This is a genomic window from Zhongshania aquatica, assembly GCF_027257955.1.
GTDB lineage: Bacteria > Pseudomonadota > Gammaproteobacteria > Pseudomonadales > Spongiibacteraceae > Spongiibacter > Spongiibacter aquatica.
On record NZ_JANZNQ010000002.1, the window covers coordinates 303288 to 320961 of the forward strand.

The 17674-nt window shown below is 48.9% G+C and carries 18 protein-coding genes; 3 read left to right on the forward strand and 15 right to left on the reverse strand.

Features of this window, described 5'->3' with window-relative positions; translation table 11 throughout:
• Positions 1-217 precede the first annotated feature (217 nt).
• The 6 genes from O9X78_RS03355 to dapA all read right to left on the reverse strand — a co-directional run bounded on the left by O9X78_RS03355 (position 218) and on the right by dapA (position 6286).
• Positions 218-2278 (reverse strand): TonB-dependent receptor, encoded by a 2061-nt coding sequence (locus tag O9X78_RS03355; protein WP_269618199.1) that lies wholly within the window; start codon positions 2276-2278, stop codon positions 218-220.
• Positions 2279-2484: 206 nt separating this feature from the next.
• Entirely contained in the window at positions 2485-2775 is a 291-nt protein-coding gene (locus tag O9X78_RS03360; RefSeq protein WP_269618200.1) for a hypothetical protein, read from the reverse strand.
• 91 nt (positions 2776-2866) lie between these two features.
• The gene (purC, locus tag O9X78_RS03365; protein ID WP_269618201.1) at positions 2867-3586 is read right to left on the reverse strand and encodes a phosphoribosylaminoimidazolesuccinocarboxamide synthase; all 720 of its coding nucleotides are present in this window, start codon (positions 3584-3586) and stop codon (positions 2867-2869) included.
• A gap of 25 nt (positions 3587-3611) precedes the next feature.
• Positions 3612-4370, reverse strand: a complete 759-nt coding sequence (locus O9X78_RS03370; RefSeq protein ID WP_269618202.1) for an MBL fold metallo-hydrolase — start codon at positions 4368-4370, stop codon at positions 3612-3614.
• Complete coding sequence (locus O9X78_RS03375) at positions 4370-5407, reverse strand: NlpB/DapX family lipoprotein (protein WP_269618203.1); 1038 nt, start codon at positions 5405-5407, stop codon at positions 4370-4372. Before O9X78_RS03375 ends, O9X78_RS03370 begins: the two co-directional genes overlap by 1 nt.
• Positions 5408-6286 (reverse strand): 4-hydroxy-tetrahydrodipicolinate synthase, encoded by an 879-nt coding sequence (gene dapA / locus O9X78_RS03380; protein ID WP_269618204.1) that lies wholly within the window; start codon positions 6284-6286, stop codon positions 5408-5410.
• A 180-nt stretch (positions 6287-6466) separates the two neighbouring features.
• On the opposite strand from dapA, the gene O9X78_RS03385 reads away from it, so the two are divergent.
• Positions 6467-6952: a DUF3806 domain-containing protein gene (locus O9X78_RS03385; RefSeq protein ID WP_269618205.1), complete on the forward strand. Its 486-nt coding sequence runs from the start codon at positions 6467-6469 to the stop codon at positions 6950-6952.
• Positions 6953-7007: 55 nt separating this feature from the next.
• On the opposite strand, the gene O9X78_RS03390 is transcribed toward O9X78_RS03385, so the two are convergent.
• The gene (locus O9X78_RS03390) at positions 7008-7892 is read right to left on the reverse strand and encodes an AEC family transporter (RefSeq protein WP_269618206.1); all 885 of its coding nucleotides are present in this window, start codon (positions 7890-7892) and stop codon (positions 7008-7010) included.
• A 185-nt stretch (positions 7893-8077) separates the two neighbouring features.
• Here O9X78_RS03390 and O9X78_RS03395 point away from each other — a divergent pair, with 185 nt between their 5' ends.
• Positions 8078-8293, forward strand: coding sequence for a TIGR02450 family Trp-rich protein (locus tag O9X78_RS03395; RefSeq protein WP_269618207.1), 216 nt, complete (start codon positions 8078-8080; stop codon positions 8291-8293).
• Positions 8294-8313: 20 nt separating this feature from the next.
• Here the strand turns inward: O9X78_RS03395 and O9X78_RS03400 are convergent, their stop codons facing one another.
• The 6 genes from O9X78_RS03400 to npdG all read right to left on the reverse strand — a co-directional run bounded on the left by O9X78_RS03400 (position 8314) and on the right by npdG (position 14858).
• Complete coding sequence (locus O9X78_RS03400; RefSeq protein WP_269618208.1) at positions 8314-9075, reverse strand: SDR family oxidoreductase; 762 nt, start codon at positions 9073-9075, stop codon at positions 8314-8316.
• 46 nt (positions 9076-9121) lie between these two features.
• Positions 9122-11614, reverse strand: a complete 2493-nt coding sequence (gene cofH / locus O9X78_RS03405) for a 5-amino-6-(D-ribitylamino)uracil--L-tyrosine 4-hydroxyphenyl transferase CofH (RefSeq protein WP_269618209.1) — start codon at positions 11612-11614, stop codon at positions 9122-9124.
• Complete coding sequence (cofC, locus tag O9X78_RS03410) at positions 11611-12354, reverse strand: 2-phospho-L-lactate guanylyltransferase (RefSeq protein ID WP_269618210.1); 744 nt, start codon at positions 12352-12354, stop codon at positions 11611-11613. Before cofC ends, cofH begins: the two co-directional genes overlap by 4 nt.
• A gap of 68 nt (positions 12355-12422) precedes the next feature.
• On the reverse strand, positions 12423-13406 hold the full coding sequence (gene cofD / locus O9X78_RS03415; protein ID WP_269618211.1) for a 2-phospho-L-lactate transferase: 984 nt from the start codon (positions 13404-13406) through the stop codon (positions 12423-12425).
• A complete protein-coding gene (gene cofE / locus O9X78_RS03420) occupies positions 13406-14173 on the reverse strand; it encodes a coenzyme F420-0:L-glutamate ligase (protein ID WP_269618212.1) in 768 nt (255 codons plus the stop codon). The genes cofD and cofE overlap by 1 nt, the downstream gene beginning before the upstream one ends.
• A gap of 7 nt (positions 14174-14180) precedes the next feature.
• A complete protein-coding gene (gene npdG / locus O9X78_RS03425; RefSeq protein ID WP_269618213.1) occupies positions 14181-14858 on the reverse strand; it encodes an NADPH-dependent F420 reductase in 678 nt (225 codons plus the stop codon).
• A gap of 523 nt (positions 14859-15381) precedes the next feature.
• Here npdG and O9X78_RS03430 point away from each other — a divergent pair.
• Positions 15382-16158 (forward strand): SDR family oxidoreductase, encoded by a 777-nt coding sequence (locus tag O9X78_RS03430; RefSeq protein WP_269618214.1) that lies wholly within the window; start codon positions 15382-15384, stop codon positions 16156-16158.
• Between the two features lie 889 nt (positions 16159-17047).
• Here the strand turns inward: O9X78_RS03430 and O9X78_RS03435 are convergent.
• A complete protein-coding gene (locus O9X78_RS03435; RefSeq protein WP_269618215.1) occupies positions 17048-17386 on the reverse strand; it encodes a hypothetical protein in 339 nt (112 codons plus the stop codon).
• Positions 17387-17522: 136 nt separating this feature from the next.
• Positions 17523-17666: an IS3 family transposase gene (locus O9X78_RS20910; RefSeq protein WP_350339233.1), complete on the reverse strand. Its 144-nt coding sequence runs from the start codon at positions 17664-17666 to the stop codon at positions 17523-17525.
• Positions 17667-17674 lie beyond the last annotated feature (8 nt).

Below are 17674 nucleotides of genomic sequence, written 5' to 3' on the forward strand. Positions count from 1 at the left end.
TTAAGACATTAACACCACAATAAAAAATACATGTGTCGTTTTATTTCTGCATTCCCGATATCTGACAAGAAGAACCTAGCGATTGTTCCTTTTAAACACAAAACTATGACTTATTAACAATACCTTACTTTTATTCATATTTTTCACGGCTAAAAAAAATCCGCTAAATAGCGGATTATAAGAAGTTGTCAAAAATATGAATTTTTATGGCCGACCGCTAAAAACGTACTCGAAACACCAGCTCGATATTACGTCCAGATTCCGGCGCATAGTCTCTTATAAATGATGCACTGCTACGTATTTCTTCATCGCCCAAATTACGACCATTCAACATAATAGTGTAATCATTACCGGCCAACTCAAAGTCACGAGAGACACTCGCATCTACTCTACTATAACCCGCTGTGGATGCCTCGTTCAGGCCCGGCTTATTTTGGGCTTGCGCATGCACATAACTAACATCCGCCTGCCAATCTTGCCAAACCCAGCCAATGCTCATGCCGTCGTGCGCTGGTGGCAAGCGTGGCACATTTTGCCCATCATCCAACTCTGCCGAAATACGATCACCAAATAATGTAAGCACATATTGGTGTTCTGCATTTACGGGTGAATAATTGTAAGTAAGTTCGTATTCCGCGCCCTTAAATACCGCGTCCTGCTGGCGATACTGCAAAATATCAGTATCACCGCTTTGCAAACCAGTATTATCGAGATAAATAAAATCAGAAAACTGATTATGGAATACGGTCAATTTAGCACTGAAATCGCCAAGATCTCCGCGCAAGCTTAAATCAGCATTCCGTGATTTCTCTGTTACTAAACTTTCATCTCCCACCTCGATAGCGCCAGTCGCGCCATGAACCACATAGCTATCCGCTGTATTTCCGATATTCGCATATCGCTCTTCCGCATTTGGCGCTCGCTGGGATTCAGACAATGCCAACGACAATGTCCACACGTCACTGATATCGTATAAACCCGCTAGCGAGGCGCCAAAATTGGTTTCGTTATGGTTATCGGCCACCCCTTGCGAAATATCAAGACGATCAATATCCGCACGCAAACCAGCCTCAACAGTCCACTTATCGGCGTGGTAGTCCTCAAGCCAAAATAGGCCGACGCTTTGGGTGGTATTTTCAGGTACAAACGACTCCTCCCCCAACGCGGAGAAATCTGCATTTAACCATTGCAACCCCCAAACTCCATGCCATTGTCCCCATGGACTATGGGAAAGCTCTATACGCCCAGCCCATGCCTCTTTGCTAAATGTAGTACCAATCGCGCCATTTGCCTCTACCTCCTGATGCTGATAATCACTGTAACTTAGCCGCCAACGCATCAGGTCAATCGGTCCATCAAAATGGCGATCACCTGCCATATCCCAACGGGTTTGATCAATAACAAGATTTACCCCTTCCTCACCATGTTCCTCATGTTCGTGATCAGCGTGATCCTCATCTTCGTCGTGGTCCTCCTCATGATGATGGACACCCGATGGAATACCATAGTGGTTACTGAGCTCGGTGTAACTCAAACCCCAGTAGCCTTCGTCAAAGTGATAGCTGCTCCCGACAGTTAAACGTCGAGTTCTGCCATTGGCATTACCGATAAATCCGTCGGTACTCTCATCTACATCTTCAATATTACGCGGGTTAGTTGCCAAGCCTGGAATTTCTGGGTCTGCCCAATCTCGATACAAACCATCAACGTGTACTACCCAATTACCGTCACCAGCATCAACACGAAATACGCCACTACGACCATCGTCAACACTGCTACTGCGCAATTCCGCGACTCCGCTCACTCCGTCTATCGGCTTAACGGGAATACGACCGTCCACCACATTTATCACCCCACCAATGGCGCCACCGCCATAAAGCAAGGTCGACGGGCCACGCAATATCTCAATACTATCTGCCAGAACAGGCTCTACCGACAGTGCGTGATCTGCACTATTGCTAGACACATCTAGTGCCGGTAGACCGTTTTGTAGTACTTGCACCCTCGGGCCCTGCTGGCCACGAATGACTGGCTGCCCGACCGCCGGACCAAAACTAGCACTACTTAGCCCAGGGGAATTATTTAGGGTCTCGCCTATTGTTGCGGCTGCTTGCCGACGCAACTCATCACCATCTAATACCGTTACCGGCAACGCGGTCTGTGCTTCTTTTTTATGCATGGGCATAGTCACCAACACATGTTCCAAACGAGTATTTTCCTTGGCAAAAGCAGGCGTAGCGACAAACACCACCAACGGCGGTAATAAATATTTTTTCATTAGAAAGCTTTCCCGTGTATCACGTCATCGCAATCGGCAGCGCAAGGCGCTACCAAGTCATTTTGTTGATTAGGAAATAGCGAAGCTCAACCCGAATTAAGCATTAGGCGCGGTGAAGCTCTTTGATTGCCACAAACTGCAACCAGCAAAGCAACCAGTAACTAGACGTTACAGTGAACAATCAGCGATTCGATATTTCCAAATAATTAAGCGAAAACGTTTTCAGGCGGGGCACGAGCAGGAGGGCGTAGCGGAAGCAGCGGCAAGACCACTGCAATTGCAACAATATCACTGACCTCGACAACAGTGCGGGTAATCTCAGCACTTATTGCCGTGGACGGTAAAGCGGCAGCGTTATAATGGCAGGCCACACAGACGTCGAGCGCCGTGTGATCTGCAACATGGACGTGATTACCCTGCAGCCAAACAGACCAGCTAAGGCAAAGTAATAATACTGCCAGTAGCGATATGCGGTTCTTATGGGCCAATCTAGTCATTAAGTATTAGATCTGCAGGACAATCATGTTGAAACGAAGTATGACACTAGAATAGTCGGTCAATATGACAATTCTAGCGTCGCGGTGCAATTTAGGCGTCGAAATCTATGCCTAAACGACGACCCACTATTTCGTATGACTCAACCACATTGCCTAAACCTTGGCGGAAGCGATCTTTGTCTAGTTTTTCGCGGGTGTCAGCATCCCATAAACGGCAGCCATCGGGAGAAAACTCGTCGCCCAAATGAATTTGGCCATCACTAAACACACCGAATTCAAGCTTGTAATCAACCAACAACATGCCGGCATCAGCAAACATGGCTTTGAGCACATCGTTCACTTGAAAGGTCAGCTCTTTCATACGATCCAATTGAGCATCATTGGCCCAACCGAAGGAGCGAATGTGGTATTCGTTAATCATGGGATCGTGCAGGGCATCGTTCTTAAGAAACATTTCGAAGGTCGGTGGGTTCAATTCCTTACCTTCCTCAACACCCAAACGCTTAACAATCGAACCCGCAGCAATATTACGCACCACACATTCGATAGGCAGCATATCCAGCTTTTTAACTAAGGCATCGTTATCAGACAACAGTTTTTCAAAATGCGTGGGTATCCCGGCAGCTTGCAGCGCCTGCATAATAAAAGCATTGAACTTATTGTTCACCATGCCTTTGCGATCCAGCTGCTCTACCCGCAAACCGTCGAAGGCTGAGGTGTCGTTTCTGAAATTGAGGATATAACGGTCAGGATCATCAGTTTTGTAGACTGACTTAGCCTTGCCGGAATACAACTCTTCGCGTTTTTCCATGGTTTGCCTCATTAGCACAAGAAGATCACGCTATTTCAAGCCAGTCGAAACCAGCTTCTTGGTCAGCAGACAGCAGCGCGTCACTGTTTGCTAACATAGGTTCTATTGCCGCCCTCGCCAATGCGGGGGTGTTATTCTGCTCGCTCAAATGGGCCATCACCACATGCTGCAAATGACCCACTTCTGCCTCGGCAAGTAAACTCGCCGCCTGCTGATTATTCAAATGCCCCCAATCGCCTCCCACCCGTTGTTTCAAAGAATACGGATACGGGCCATTGGCCAACATAGTCACATCGTGATTACATTCTAAAAGCAAGGCATCACAGCGTCGGTAGTGCTCCCGAACGAAGGGCGTAATACTACCTAAATCCGTGAGAAGCCCAAATGTTTTTTTTTGATATCTGAAAACAAACTGACAAGGTTCACGTGCATCGTGGGGCACCGCTACCGGCGTGACCGCAATTCCGCCAATATCAAGTTCCTGCCCAAGCTCCATATTGCGCCAATGATGTGAAAGCCTGAGCTGGCCATATTCACCGGTACCGTAGCTACAGTAGACAGGTAATTTATATTTACGCGCGAGTGGCAACACACCTTTAATATGATCACTGTGTTCATGGGTAACCAAAATTGCTGCCAAATCAGTCGGTGATCGCCCCAATCTCGCCATGCGCCGTTCGGTTTCCTTTATGGTAAAACCGCAATCGATTAGCACACAGCTCTGATCTGTCTCAAGCAGGGTAGCGTTGCCTTTACTGCCGCTACCCAGTGATGCAAAGCGCACTAATACAAATACCCCATAATGCGATTAAGCAGCCTTTCACGCTCAGCTTCGCGAAGACGACGGCCTTTTTGGTAATTTAAATAGATCCGCGCTTCCTCAGGACCCATTTCTTTCATTTCAACTACGTAGCGGCTCAAACCGTTACGGCGAGCGCCAAAGGTTTTAGCAAACCAACCCGGTTGCTCGATTTCTGGATCGACATAGGTCAACCAGTATTTATTCACTTCGCGACGGTCATCTTCGATTTCAAAGCCAGCTTTCACCAAAGCCAAGCCTAACGCAGCCCAAGCGCGGTCAAGAGGAAGCAGCAACAATAAATGTCGGCTATCTGGGCTACCATCGCCCCCTTCAATAAAGATTTTACCCTTGCTATCAGAACGTTGCGCAAGTATCGACACCGCACCTGCGGTTTCTTGATCAGCTAAATACTGGGCAACAACGCGAACCATTTGCGATTCACGTTTTGAACTATCCGACTGTTTTGGCCACTGTTCATTGCCATTAATCTGCACCAGTACATGAATTTCGCTAGTGCCCTGCTGCACACCCTCTTCGAGGCGGAAGCGAAAACGTTCACGGCTCGCGCCGTCACCATCGGGATCTCGCCACTGGGTTTCAATAATGGCAGCCTTACCATCAGCCTTAGCAATTTCTAAACCTGCCCGACCAAGGAAAACCCGCATCCGAGGCCAAACTTGGTTCGGGTCGCCGTCCATTAAAATCCAGCTACGATCTTCTAAGGTCTGAATTTTCACCTCTGAAGTGCCGACGTTTTTCGCCAGCGACTCAGGGCGAGACACTTCAAACTTACCCGGCAACGGCTTGTGAGTCTCTATGCCAGGCACCACATACTGATCATCAAGGGTTTCTGATTTAATCCCAGGTGGTAACACCAACGGCGCAGTCAACTTGGCCTTACGATAATCTTGTCCGCGGTCGCGGAACATGCCATCACCACCAAAACAGCCCGACAATAGCGTCAGCCCCAGACTTATTATTGTTAATCGAAAACCGGTGCTGCACATAAAATTGCTCATCTAGTCTATTAATCCTGCTTGCGTTAACGCTTCGGCGACCCGAGGTTGTGCCGCTTCACTCAATAGAGTCAACGGCAAACGAATACCGTCTTCCATCATACCCATGGCTAACAACGCCCATTTTACGGGGATTGGGTTAGCTTCTACGAATAGGCGATCGTGGAGGATTCGCAAGGGTGCATCGGCGGCGGCAGTCGCTGCCTTATCTCCAGACATGGCCGCAACACACACTGCTTTTACAGCCGCAGGAGCAATATTTGCCGTCACCGAGATATTGCCTTTGCCACCCAACAACATTAATTCTGCTGCCGTTGCGTCATCGCCGGACAATACATCAATCTTGTCTCCCACCGCGTCAATCAATTCTTTCCCACGCGCTAAATCGCCAGTGGCGTCTTTGATCGCAATAATATTGCGATGTTCCGCTAAACGTATGGTGGTTGAATTCAACATATCGCAAGCTGTACGGCCGGGCACATTGTACAAAATCTGGGGGATATCGACTGCATCAGCAATCGCCATGTAATGACGATACAACCCCTCTTGAGTGGGCTTGTTATAATAAGGCGTAACCAATAGGCAAGCATCTGCGCCAACCTCACAGGCTACTTTCGTCAATTCAATCGCTTCAGCGGTCGAATTTGCACCGGTACCCGCAACAACCTTGATACGTCCAGCAACCTGATCGACACATGCCTTGATGACCATTTTATGCTCATCCATCGCAAGAGTGGCAGACTCACCGGTGGTACCCACCGCAACTATCCCATCTGTACCCTGTTCTATATGCCATTCAATCAGACGCGACAACGCTTGCCAGTCAATACTGCCATCGCTGTGCATCGGGGTTACTAGGGCAACCACACTACCCGAAATCATGCCGGTATCTCCAATTTTGGTGCAAGCCGCTAATGGTACTGGCCAGTGCCACGCAGCTCAAGGGACAAATGAATGTAAACCAGTTACGCTTAGCGACTTTCGCGAAACGAATTCACTTTCGCGCAGTCAAACTCTCATGTAAAACCCATGTTTTGCCGAACTGAGACAGGAGAAAACCCAATGCGTTTCCTAGCCATAGTATTACTGTTCATTTTGGCGCCGATGAGTATAGCCGATCCTTGGCGGACAGACCCCATGACACCAACAGATGAAAAATACATGGAGGACAGCCGAAACCAACTAAACGACCTAAGTCGCATGGAGCTTGGCAGAAGTTTTGGCGAGAGCCGCGACAATGATTTGCGTCTAATCCAAACCTTGCTAGACCGTAAAATCGTCACCGGCGACCAAACCCGCCTTCTTCAGGCAATGGGCATTGTCATCGGCGACCACCTGCTTAAAGAGAATAATCTGAAATGGGTAATTTATACTGACCGAGTCGGGCGCAGTCGCGCACTGGAAGTGCCCTTTAAAGATGAGGCCATATTCCCCGTCACCCAAATATCAAGCCGCGCAGCGGTTGATGCCGACATTGATGTAAAGGCTATCTACCAAAGACTAGAGTCTGAAATTGATCGAGCCAAAAAGAAAATCATCGTACGCTAGCCATAATATTTGACGAAGGGCGGCTCAAATCACCGCCCTTCTTTAGCCCCCCTAATTACACACCTAAAAAATACAGTAAGACCGGAATACTGATAAAGCTGATCAAGGTTGAACTGACTACTATTCCCGCCACCACATCCGGTTCACGATTGTACTGCAAGGCCAACAAATAATTGAACACGGCCGCAGGCATCGCTGATTGCAATAGCACTACCTTGCGCTCCAGACCTTCCAGATTCAAAACATAGACTGCGGCAAAACCGCCAGCTAGCCCGATGAATAATCGCAACACGCCCAGCCCAACTGATTTTCCGGCCGCATTTAGCTTAAGCGAACTCAATGACACACCTAGGGTAATCAGCATAAGGGGAATAGAAAGCCCACCCAACAAACCTAGGGTATTCTGGATCGATACCGGCAGACTCCAATGATTAAAAATAAGCAGACACGCGATGATGCCAGCATAAATAATGGGAGAGCTAAGCACCCCTTTCACCATAGCCTTGCCGCTCAGCACCGCCGCGCCAAAGGAGAAATGGGCAATCGTTGTGGTTAAGAAGATACCCAGACCAATCGCCAAACCTTCTTGACCAAAGGCAAAAAGACACAGCGGCAGCCCCATATTACCGAAATTGCCAAATACCAAGGGCACCACAAAATTACGCATATTAATGCGCAAGACCAAACAGGCAACGGCGGCAAAAAGCGCAGAAAACGCCAACATACAAACACTGGCAAGCAATACATGCTGAAGAAGGTCAGATGAAATAACCGTTTGCCCCAAGGTGCCCACAATCAAGGCAGGCGCACCTACCCACAGTACAATACGGCGCACAAACTCGTGATCAAAGGGTTGCTTAAACCGAACCCAAAATACGCCAATGGCGGCGCAGAATATAACGGGCAGAATAATGGGAATAAGGGGAGAGATTAGCGACATTTAAACTCCAGCATTACAGTCATAAAGATCGACCGTCGGCAGGCATTATCAAGCTAAGATGCGGTATTTCCAAGGGCGAAACCTGAATTCGAGAATAAAGCGAACATCTAGTTAGCCGCCACATTCGTAACCATTGCGATAACAGCAATTCATATTTTTAAGCCATTAGAGGGTATTTGATTCAAGTGAACAGCTTAAACCCCAAAAAGCTTCTAAACAGTAAATGGACATCAAGCCACCCCCAACACAAAGAAAAACATTTTCTTGTTCGGGAAGTGGAATACGACGAAAACGGCCTCGTAGTCCTCTGCCTAATGGAAGCCGTTATGACGAAACGGGAATTTGAGATTGACTGGCGAGATTTAAAAAACCAGACCCACTGGCGTATAGGCTGGCAGTAAAACCGCCAGCTATACCAAACTTAGAATTGATCCGGTCGCAACATCGCGTCGTGACCACCATCAACAAAGACGATAGATCCCGCCATAAAACTGGCCTTACCGCTCAGCATAAAACACACCACATCGGCGATCTGCTCAGGTTTGCCAATTGCACCTAGGGGAACACTGTCTCCGAAATCCTTCATAACTTGACCAAGCTCTTTATCAGCAAGGACTTTATTACTCAGTGGTGTATCAATTATGCCCGGCGCCACCGCATTTAATCGCACGCCTTGACGGGCATAGTCTGGCGCATTGCGCCGCAACCAACAGCTAAGCGCATGTTTTGAACCCGCATAGGCCGTATGACCATCTTTGCTATCACTCAATTCACAGGCCTCAGTCTCACGGTCATCGAGCAGTAAATCGACATACTCATCGTGACCAACCATGGCAGCTGAGTTGGAAGAGATCATGACGACGCTGCCTTTGCGCCGCACCAAAAGATCCCGCACACCCTCTGTTATGGCTACCGCCGCAAAATAATTTACCTTAGTAATCAATGAAAATGGCCGAACCGATGGCCCAAGTCCGGCACAGGGAATAAAGCCATCTAGACCATTCGCTGCCAATGCGTGAATACCATCTATCGCTTTTTGACGACCAGATGGCTCAGACAAGTCAGCGCAAATATCGCCCTCGGCAAGATCGACAACAATGACTTGATGACCGGCTTCGCGGAGTTGGGTCTTGATCGCGGCACCGATACCCGTAGCGCCGCCAGTGAGTGCGTAGGTTCCCATCATTTATCCTTATTATTTTGGTTTGATTTCATCCACTGCGAGAGGCTTAGCTGACAGCGATCAAGGTGCTGTCGCTAGCCAATTTACTGCGCTCGTATTTATGCGCCGGTGTATTCACCACCTCTTCAAGGGGCGCCGCGATACGCGAGCGTTGGGCCTGTTGTTCATCGGCTGCGCCGTAAAGCGTATTACGCTGAAAAGGCACACGACCCGCACGAAGAATTCGCGCTTCCATCAATGCCGGAGCGGCCTCCTGACCATGTACAGCACCAGCAGCCCGTGTAATAGTCTCATTCATCAACGTGCCGCCCAGGTCGTTTACACCTGCGTTTAACAAGGCCTCAACGCCCTGTTCACCCATCTTCACCCAAGACGCCTGAATATTGTCGATTAAACCGTTAAAGACGAGTCTAGCCACGGCATGCATCAACACCGCCTCGCGAAAACTCGGTCCGCGTCGCGCCTTGCCTTTAAGATAAATTGGCGCCTCCGGTGGTACAAAGGGCAGCGGCACAAATTCAGTAAAGCCCCCGGTTTTTTCCTGTAAATTCCGAACACGAAGAAGGTGCTTCGCCCAAGACTGATAGTTATCGACGTGGCCGTACATGATCGTCGCCGTAGAGCGCAGCCCCACTTTATGCGCCGCCGCCATCACCGCAAGCCATTGTTCAGTGTTAATTTTATCTGGGCACAAAACCGCTCGCACATCGTCATCTAATACTTCGGCAGCGGTGCCGGGCAAAGTGTGTAAGCCCGCTGTTTTTAATTTCAGCAAATATGTTTCTAAATCTAACCCAAGGGTTTCAGCGCCCTGCCAAACCTCCAAGGGCGAGAAAGCATGAATATGCATATTGGGTGTCGCCGTGCGCAGCGTTGCGACAATATCGAGATAGGTCTGGCCAGTGTACTCAGGGTGAATTCCCCCCTGCATACACACCTCGCTTGCACCGCGCTGCCAAGCCTCAGTTGCGCGGCGAGATATTTCTTCGCCGGACAAATCATAGGGGCGACCGCGCAAATTCTCGCTGAGTTTCCCTTTAGAAAACGCACAGAACTGACATTTGAAATAACAAACATTGGTGTAATTAATATTGCGCGTAACAACATAACTCACACGCTCGCCGCAGCGCTGCTCACGGAGCAGATCAGCGGCGGAACATACTGCGGAAAAATCGCTACCGCGAGCACTAAACAAACGCACAACATCCTCTTCGCTCAATGCCTCTGCGCGTAACGCACGCTCAATCAAGATAGCTATATCACGTGATACTGGCCCATATTTTTTGAGCGTTTGTTGATCAGCACCGAGTAAATCCAAGTCCACCGCAGGCGCCTCAAAATCTTGGCCAGCAACCCAACTATCTTCCTTGGGCAAGCCCTGTGCGTCGCTGTAATGAAGCACTTTGGTGTGCAAGGCTGGATCTAGCCAGCGCTCATACTGCCGCACATACCGCGGATAAATAGTTAAGCGCTCATGCAAATGTTTGCCCGCGCCCGCAGTTTCTTTAGCGAGGCTCTCTAAATGCGGCCAAGGCGCTTCGGGATTAACAAAATCAGGTGTGAGCGGCGAAACACCACCCCAATCATTTAGACCTGCAGCGACCAGTTGCGGCAACACGCCGGGACTTAAATTCGGCGGTGCTTGAATACTCATCTGCGCACCAAAAATTAATCGTGCAACGGCAATAGTCCACAGTAACTCGTTCAAATCTGGCTCAGGCGCAGAGGCCATTTTGGTATTCGGTTTAGCCCGAAAATTCTGCACAATAATTTCTTGAATATGGCCGTAGCGCCGATGCAGTTCTCGCAATGCCAATAAAGATTCCACCCGCTCGCGGCGGGTTTCACCAATACCAATTAATATTCCTGAGGTAAACGGCACCGACGCTCTACCAGCGCGAGCAATTGTCTCCAAACGCAGTACTGGGTCTTTATCTGGCGAACCATAATGCGGCATGCCTTTTTCACACAAGCGGCTAGACGCCGATTCAAGCATGATGCCCATTGACGCCGACACCGGCCGCAACAGTGCAATTTCTTCATCATCCATGCAGCCTGCATTGATATGGGGTAACACATTGGTTTCAGCCAGCACCCTACCAGCAACATGGGCAAGGTATTCCAGGGTGCTAGCGAACCCCATCTCCGCCAGTGCGTCTCGCGCTGCTTTATAGCGCAACTCAGGCTTTTCACCAAGGGTGAATAAGGCTTCTTTGCAACCCATGCTTTCGGCAACCTTCACCTGCGCCAAGACTTGCTCAACCGGTAAATACGCCTGTTCTATTTTCTTCGGTGTTTTTGCAAACGTGCAGTAATGGCAGACATCGCGGCACAAATGAGTAAGCGGAATAAAGACTTTACGAGAATAGCTGACGCCGTTGTAAAAACCACGGTCACGCAAACCCGCGGCGGCCGTCATTAAAGCGTCTGTTTCTGCTATATCGGCCAGCAACATTGCGTGCTCGGCGTCCATGCCCTCTTCGCTTAACAATGACAACAAAGAGTCTATTGTTTCAAGCCCAGATATCGCATTCGTCATACCGCACTCCAAGCTTGTGCAGACGTGTTTGCCGCCTCGTTATCTAATTGCCTCAAGCGCTGCGCAATACCCGCCTGGTGCAGATACGCCAATGTTCGTTGCGCCGCATTGTTAGGTGATAAAGCCAACAAACGGGACAGGTCCTCTTGGGTATCAATGTCTTGAGCAATGCCTGGCAATGAAATAATTTGTGCCGGTAAATTCATTGCCACCGCCTCTTGGTAATGTATCGCGCAACTATCACGCCCATAGGCTAACGCGGGCACGCTGGCGGGATCACACACTAAAATATTACTGCCAAGACCGTGGCGATCTGTGGCAATGCTTACCGCCGAGCGATGCTCTTTCATCAATAATTGATGCTTAGCCGTCAGCACATTTAATTCCTGTTCGCCTAGCAGCGGAAGATCACCATGCACCACCATCGCGGCCACAGGGTGTGATTCATTTGCGGTAAGCACGGCCATTTTATTCAGCGCTGCAGATACCACCCCATTTAAACCGCTGAGGCCTAAATCCCGCTCTGACCAACAATCTATACGATAGTGTTCAGCCAATAACTGGGCTGCCGGATCATCTGACACCACAACAATACGTTCAAAGCCAGAGTGCGCTGCCAACACGGTCAGCACGTCTTCAACCATGGCGTGAAATAAGCCACGTCGTTCCGACACGGTCAAACACCCCGTCAAACGTTGCTTAGCCTGCACAAAATCTTTTAACGGCAATAGTGCCCACATAGTGTTATACGCTTTTATCCGCTGTATTTATTATCGCAATTTTTCGACGAGAAACTCGCCGGATGTCTTTATGCTTTAATACTGGCCGCAAAGTTTAATACAGACTCTGCTAGCGCGATCTTGCTGTCGAGTGTCGTCATCAAGGTCGGCGCCACGCATACCTTTATACCCATAGCGACGATGGCATCGGCGTACTCAACATCGGCCTCATCCAAAACATAACCATCGAGTAAATCACCGTAATACTCGGCAACCGCCAAGGCCGTTGCGGGCATATCTAACTCACGCATCATCTTCGCCGCTGGCCCTTTAACCGCGCGGCCAGCAATAATCGGCGACACCGCAATTAACGGCGCAGCCGAGTGTTTTAGCAAGCTGCGGCAATCAGCCAAACTTAAAATGGGATCGATACTAACAAAAGGATTAGACGGGCACACCACAATTGCCGCTAAGTCTTCATCTTCTAATAGCTGCCGAACTTGGGGATTCAATACCGCCGCGTCCGCACCTTCAAAATACAATTCCCGTACTTCTGGCTGACATTTATCACGCACAAAATATTGCTGAAAATCTAGCCAACCCTGATCCGTATTCACTTTGGTGGCAACCGGCTGTTCAGTCATTGGCAGCAGGCTGTGCCGTATTCCCAGACCATTGATAATTTGCTTGGTCACCGCCGATAAAGAATGCCCCGCATGCAATAACTGCGTTCGCAATACATGGGTCGCTAAATCTTGATCACCAATTTGAAACCATTCATCGCCACCCAATCTACGCATGGCAATAAGCGTACGCCAGGTCTCATCGCGCAAACCCCAGCCCCGCTCCTCGTCATTTAAATCTGCAAGGGCGTACATAACCGAATCTAAATCGGGACAAATGCGCAAATCCCAATAATCAAAATCGTCACCGGTATTCGCTAAGATAGTCAGTTGTTCTACCGATAAACTCGCGGCCAAACCTCGACACAGTTTTGCGCCGCCAACGCCGCCACTCAATGCCAATACCTTGCCCTTAAATTCTGTCTGCGCTCCTTGTGCTGCATCGACCATCAGCGAAACATATCCTTTTCTCGATCTCGAATTAATGCCGCAGAGCCCGCCGTCGATTCACGCAATTTTGCGCCGCGAATAATAACCAGCGGCAATGCCTCGTCGCCCTGCCCCATCATAAAAGACGCCGCCGCCGCTAATTCATCGGCTACCGCCACTTCAGTAATCTCTAGCGGCCGACCATACAAATCCTGTTCACCAATACGATTTTCCACCGCCTCGAAGCCTGCAGTACCAATGGCAAATCCTAGAGTGCCATTGCGCCACGCCCGACCCGCGCTGTCGTTAATGAGAACATTGACGTTTACCCCAGTGCGCTCCAAAACCGCCGACCGCAAAGACGCCGCACTGCGATCAGGATTTTCGGGTAAAAGTAATAAACGTGGATTTTGGTCGTCACTGCTAATATTAGACCGGTCTATACCTGCATTGGCGTGAACATAACCCAAAACGTGCTCAACAATCACAACGCCGGGGCGCCGCCGAATCACCTCGCGGGACTCATTCAACAACACCTGCATATGACGTGGATCTTTTTCGCACCGCTCGGCCAACTCACGGGCTTCGGCGCTGGGTTCAATCTCATTCAAATAGGCGTAACGCCCCTCTGCTTTAGAGACAATTTTCTGCGCTAATACCAAAACGTCGCCGTCTTGCAGCGTCAGCCCCAAAGCTGCCAGCGCATCGAGAATCAACTCAGCAATATCATCACCGGGCTCCACCATCGGAATACCCGGCACTGCATGAAGAACGAGGGATTTCACCATGTTCGAATTAATGATCTAGGCCCGTTAATTTAATACCTGCGTGGCATTTATACTGCTTATTGATGAAGATCAACAGCGAGGTCATGGCCTCAACCGCTGCCGCATTCGCAATACTTCCCGCGTGAAAACCGCGCAAGCCGGCTGCTTCAACTAGCTCAATGACTTTAGCCCGCGCCTCTTTATTATCGCCACACACCAACACATCACAATCCATGCCTTGGCCATCTTGTAAATGCACCGCTGCTACGTTCTGAAACGCCGACACCACGCTAACACCCTCACCCAAAATATTCTGGGCAATCTGACCAGCAGAACCTTCGGCAGGTAACTGCACCCGAGCCACCTTAGGCGGCACCAAAGGCACAGTCACGTCGATTAAAATCTTGCCTTGCAACGCCGCTTTCACGCTATTTAAGGTGTCGGCATGATGAGCAAATGGTACCGTTAACGCCGCAATATCCGCCGCTTGCGCTGCTGCGACATTATCCATGGCAGAGACCGACACATTACCGATCCCACGCTCCTGCATGAGATCACGCAAGGCCTGAGCGGCTGTTTCAGCTTTATCTTGGGTGCGCGAACCAATAATGATCGAATAACCCGCCTCGGCCCAACGCCGCGCCAATCCTGTACCCAAACCACCCGTGCCGCCAAGAATTGCCACTACTGCCTTATTTTCGCTCATGCAAACATCTCTCTTTACGATTTATTTGATCTCTTCATCGGTCGCGCTCCGCCACTTTAATACCAAGGCCGAACAGTCAGCAACCACGCTTATTAAAGTTTAGTGTATACGTCTTAACTCATCGCGAATACTGACAAAAACGGTCGATCCTTAAACATTAGCGATCGTTTTGCCTCTCTGTTCCAAAGTGGCAAATTAGTCAATATCGTGAGAGGCGTCAGAATCCAGTTACCTTAGCAGAAGCTAGCCCACCAACGACCTAAGCGAGAAGGTTTACCTATTTCAGATTAGTCTCTTCAGACTACCCTCCATCAAAACATCGTCGCAAACCACAGCCTGCAAGGGTTTAATCCATATTACGACAAACCCAATTAGCGCCCAGCGCGTTTAACCCCGACTAAAATGCGGTAAACTCAGAACCAAATTTGCCGCGATTTTATTTGCTGGCACAAAAAGCCCAAAGGCGAAGAGATCGCCCAATACAAAAGATCACCCTCATAATAATGTGCATTGCGGAGCTAGAATGCAGAACAGACTCGATTTCAGTGGAAAGGTCGTTATCGTTACCGGCGGTGGCAAAGGTGTCGGACGCGGTATTACTGAGCGTTTTTTAAACAATGGCGCCAACGTTGTTATCTGCGGCCGCAGCGAACCCGAAACCTTGCCAAGCGCTGGCAATAAAAGCGCAGTCTTTTACCAAGTAGATGTTCGCGACGCAGACGCCATTCAAACCTTTGTAGACACCGTTGTGAGTGAGTTCGGCCGCATAGACGTGCTAGTAAACAATGCTGGTGGCGCACCCGCCGCAGACGCGGCAACCGTATCACCCCGCTTTTCAGAATCAATCATTAGACTCAACCTACTCGGCCCGCTGAATTTTTCCCAGTCCTGCAATCGTATTATGCAAACTCAGGACAGCGGCGGTGCAATTATCAATATCGCCTCGGTCAGTGCCGTGCGGCCTTCGCCGGGCACCGCAGCCTACGGCGCAGCAAAAGCCGGACTAGTGAGTTTAACCAGCTCATTGGGCGTCGAATGGGCGCCTAAAGTAAGAACCAACGCGATCATCGCCGGCTTAATCCGTACCGAACAAGCCCACCTTCACTACGGCGACGAAGCTGGCATTTCTGCCGTCGGCAACACCATCCCACTCGGCAGAATGGCAAACCCAGAAGATATCGGTGACGCCTGCCTATTTTTGGCCAGCGACCTATCCGCCTATGTCAGCGGCTCTACCGTGACAGTACACGGCGGCGGTGAAAAGCCCGCATTTTTAAGCGCGGCTAATGTAGATGGGTAATGGGTTGGTGTTATACCGAGATGGGAACTGACAAGTTGCTTCTAACGCACCAACTAAAGTCTTTCTACTAGTTACTTATAATTCTTTGCGCCGCAAGACGACTTTGCTAGGGATAATGATAGACAAGCATAAATGATGCGGCGTCTTGTAGGTCTGCTCACACCTCAAGCAAGCGCGAAAACCCAGAGCGAAGCGGCAGTTTTTTACGTTGAACTCCAAACTTGTTACCAGGCATTAACATTGCTCCTTACCCCTCCAATGCAAAAGAGTGCAATGCCAACCTTGTATGCCAAGCTGTTTACACCGCGTCATAAACTCACGCTCCGACTCAACGAAACCGCAGAAATCTCTATTTGGCGCTGAAGGGGTTCTTTCTATGCACTGTGCGTAAAACTCTGGTGCGTACATGGTTTGTTTCAGCAAGCTGCCATTAAACTGATTCGCAGTAACCGCCATACACAAAATTTTGTTTGGCGCACCAGTTAATGAATATTCAGTTTTCGCTCTCTCCCTCATTGAAGAGGCCAACTCGGAATAGTAGAAACTTGCAAAGGCTACAAAACCGACTGCCGCTAGAGCCGCGATTATTCTTACAACCCGTCGCAAAACAAAGGAACGTTTATTCTCACAGCGATGATATTGAATGCGTAATACAAGAATTTCAGCACTTACAATACGATAGAGAATATAGGCACATAAGAGCCATATAATGTAATAAAAATTGATCAAATATCCGTAGTACAAATTCACTCTCTATGTATAACGCCCAAGACGGGGGCAGACAAAGTGGAGCGCGTTTTTGTGCAAGAATGAGCAAAGCGATTGCACAAAAAAGTGTGGGAATTTAGCTGTCCCGCCGCGCTTTTCAGCGGCCAACTGCGCGTGATTGTTATGCATTGCCCGCACCAAGAAGCATTACAAATGGAATTTCAGTGACTATGGCAACTATTGGAACAACTGCAGAGAATTTAATAGCTGGAGAGCGTTCAAATTCAAGACCATATTTCAGAATTAGAAATGGCACTGCAAAGTAGAAAAGATAACCAAACAAGCTAAATGCAGGTGATACATTCAGCAAGTTCAAACCAATACTAAGCAAAAAGAGCAAAAATCCTGGCACCAATATAAACACGAAAGCCAGCCACCACGTAATCTCATACTCACTCTTTGAGTTCATGAACTTATAGATCCCAAGCAGGATCAATGCACCTATAGCAGCTTGTATCATCTTAACTCTCCTTGTAACGCATAACGCCTGACTATGGCGACGGAGTGTAGTTGGCTTTTATTTGTATTAACTTACACAAATAAAAGCCAACGGAACAGAGTTTGATCTTACCCCAATAAAACGGACACATTAGTTTTCATGCTGCCATTCGCTCATATTCTATTGGGGAATAGTAACCAATTCCCGAATGCAGCCTTTTACTATTATAAAAGTTGTTGATATAACGAGCTAAAGCATACTTCAGTTCATCGCCAGATTGAAAGCTAGTTCCTCGTATCAACTCGCCTT